The organism is Natrinema soli (assembly GCF_028618695.1).
This window is the reverse complement of sequence record NZ_JAQIVI010000597.1, coordinates 1-2,021: the sequence shown is the minus strand read 5'-3', so window position 1 is coordinate 2,021 and position 2,021 is coordinate 1. Positions and strand designations below refer to the sequence as shown.

Annotated in this window: 4 protein-coding genes and 1 pseudogene; all 5 read left to right on the top strand. The window is 68.4% G+C overall.

What is annotated here, in order from left to right; all coding sequences use genetic code 11:
* A pseudogene (locus tag PGX04_RS27455) lies at window positions 1-201 on the top strand (MFS transporter); the annotation flags it as partial.
* An 18-nt stretch (window positions 202-219) separates the two neighbouring features.
* Entirely contained in the window at window positions 220-699 is a 480-nt protein-coding gene (locus PGX04_RS27450; protein WP_273741389.1) for an MFS transporter, read from the top strand.
* A 63-nt stretch (window positions 700-762) separates the two neighbouring features.
* The gene (locus PGX04_RS27445) at window positions 763-1,137 is read left to right on the top strand and encodes a VOC family protein (RefSeq protein ID WP_273741388.1); all 375 of its coding nucleotides are present in this window, start codon (window positions 763-765) and stop codon (window positions 1,135-1,137) included.
* A gap of 16 nt (window positions 1,138-1,153) precedes the next feature.
* Window positions 1,154-1,315: a hypothetical protein gene (locus PGX04_RS27440; RefSeq protein WP_273741387.1), complete on the top strand. Its 162-nt coding sequence runs from the start codon at window positions 1,154-1,156 to the stop codon at window positions 1,313-1,315.
* Between the two features lie 121 nt (window positions 1,316-1,436).
* On the top strand, window positions 1,437-2,021 hold a 585-nt coding region (locus PGX04_RS27435; protein WP_273741386.1), incomplete at its 3' end, for a zinc-dependent alcohol dehydrogenase.

The following is a 2,021-nucleotide window of genomic DNA, read 5'->3' as shown; positions in this document are numbered from 1 at the left end:
TGGCGGGCCGGCGTGTTGCTCGGCACCGCGACGGCCGTGCCCGTCTTCGCGCTCTTCGCGACTCGAATCAGACCGACCGAACCGGACCGGCCAGACGAGCGGTTGCGCGACCGGTTCGCCCTCTCGACGATCACCGCGCTCCTCTCCCGGCCGCCCATCGCCTTCACGACCGCCCTGGCGTTCCTCTGTGCGTTCACCTGACAGGCGACGGCCTCGTTCCTGCCAACGTTCTTCGCGGAGGGCCAGGGGCTCTCGACGGCCGTCTCGAGCGGCCTCTTCTCGCTGTACTTCCTCGTCCACGGTCTCACCCAGCCCCTGACGGGATCGCTCTCCGATCGCGCCGGACGGGGACCGACGACGGCCCTCTCGATGGCGTCGGGGATCGTCGGCTACGCCGTGCTGGTCGTCGGCGACGCGCTGGCTGTCTACGCCGTCGGCGTCTGCTTCGTCGGCCTCGCGATGAGCTGGGGAGCGCCGATCCAGTCGCGATTCATGGACCAGTTCGCGGCCGCCGATCGCAGCGCGGGGTTCGGACTCGGCCGAACGGTGTACATGACCACCGGCGCATCCGGGAACGTGATCGTCGGCGCGCTCGCCGACCTCTACGGCTGGGACGCCTCCTTCAGCGTCCTCGCGGTCATCATGGCCGTCGTCCTCGGCGCGCTGGCCGGGAATCGGCTCCTCGGTCTCGGCCTCTGATCGCCCTCGGCGGGACGGGGAACCGACGGTACGTTTTTATACAGAGCATCGGTGGTAGTTCGCATGGACGTCCTGCACGCGGCCATCTGGGTCGACGACATCGAGTCACAGCTGGACTTTTACTGCGACGGACTCGGGCTCGAGCGCACGCGCGAGTTCGCTCTCGACGGGGTGACGAACACGTACGTCGCCGGAGAGGGCGACGCGGAGATCCAGTTCAAACACGACGGGACGGAACGGAACCCGGAGCCGGCCGGCATCGATCACCTCGCCGTCGGGATCGACGACGTCGACGGGACCGTCGACGACCTCGTGGAGAACTACGGTAGCGACGTGGTCGAGGGGCCGCGGACCGTCGAAGACAAGAACATCCGACTTGCGTTCGTGACGGCCCCCGAGGGGTACGTCGTCGAACTCATTGAGACGCTCGAGGAGTGACGATCGGTGCATCGCGATGAGTGACGATCGAACGGGTCCCTTCGGACGGCTACTCGAGGCCGAACGGCAGTTCCACGAGCTGATGCCGGGGCGGGGCATCTACAGCAAGCTGTTCTTCCGGACGCTGTTCTGGTTCGCGCTCTTCAGCGCCGCGTACACGATCGTCTCGGGCCTGTAGCTTCGCTCACCGCCGGCCGGACCATCGGTTTCCGATCGAGCGGCCGTGATCCGTCGCGATGTCGCTCCGACTCGCCGCGCTCGACGTGAGCTATATGTCCGTCGCGCGCGTCGCGGCAGATATGACACCGAATGCCACGGGCCGGATGACGGCGCTCCTGAAGACGCGTCCCGAACCGGGCATGAGCCTCGAGTCCGTTCCCGTCCCCGAACCGGGGCCGGGCGAGGTTCGGATCCGCGTCGAGTCGGTCGGCATCGACGGCGGGGCGGAGGCCCTGCTCTACGACTGGCACGAGAGCAAGCACCACTACGCCAACGCGTTACCGCAGTTGTTCGGCCACGAGTTCGCCGGGACGGTCGACGCGATCGGTTCCGACGCCGAGGGGATCGAGACGGGCGAGCGCGTCGCGGTGGAGCCGATCGTCGGCTGCGGCCACTGTCGCCACTGCCGGTCGGGCTCGTTCGCGATCTGTCCGGACCGGCGCATCCTCGGTCTCGACGCGGAGATCGACGGCGCCCTCGCGGAGTACGCCGTCGTTCCTCGGGAGACGCTCTACCCGATCGGCTCGCTGAGCGCCGACGCGGGCGTCTTCCTCGAACTGCTCGGCCTGGCCGTCCACGGGATCGAACGGTCGGGCTTCGAACCCGGCGATAGCGTCGCGATAACGGGGCCGGGACCGGTCGGCATCGGCGCGCTCGTCGCGGCG

Excerpts from the sequence above, each read along its gene's own strand:
- PGX04_RS27445 (WP_273741388.1), top strand. The coding sequence starts at position 763 with ATGGACGTCCTGCACGCGGCCATCTGGGTCGACGACATCGAGTCACAG.
- PGX04_RS27440 (WP_273741387.1), top strand. The coding sequence starts at position 1,154 with ATGAGTGACGATCGAACGGGTCCCTTCGGACGGCTACTCGAGGCCGAA.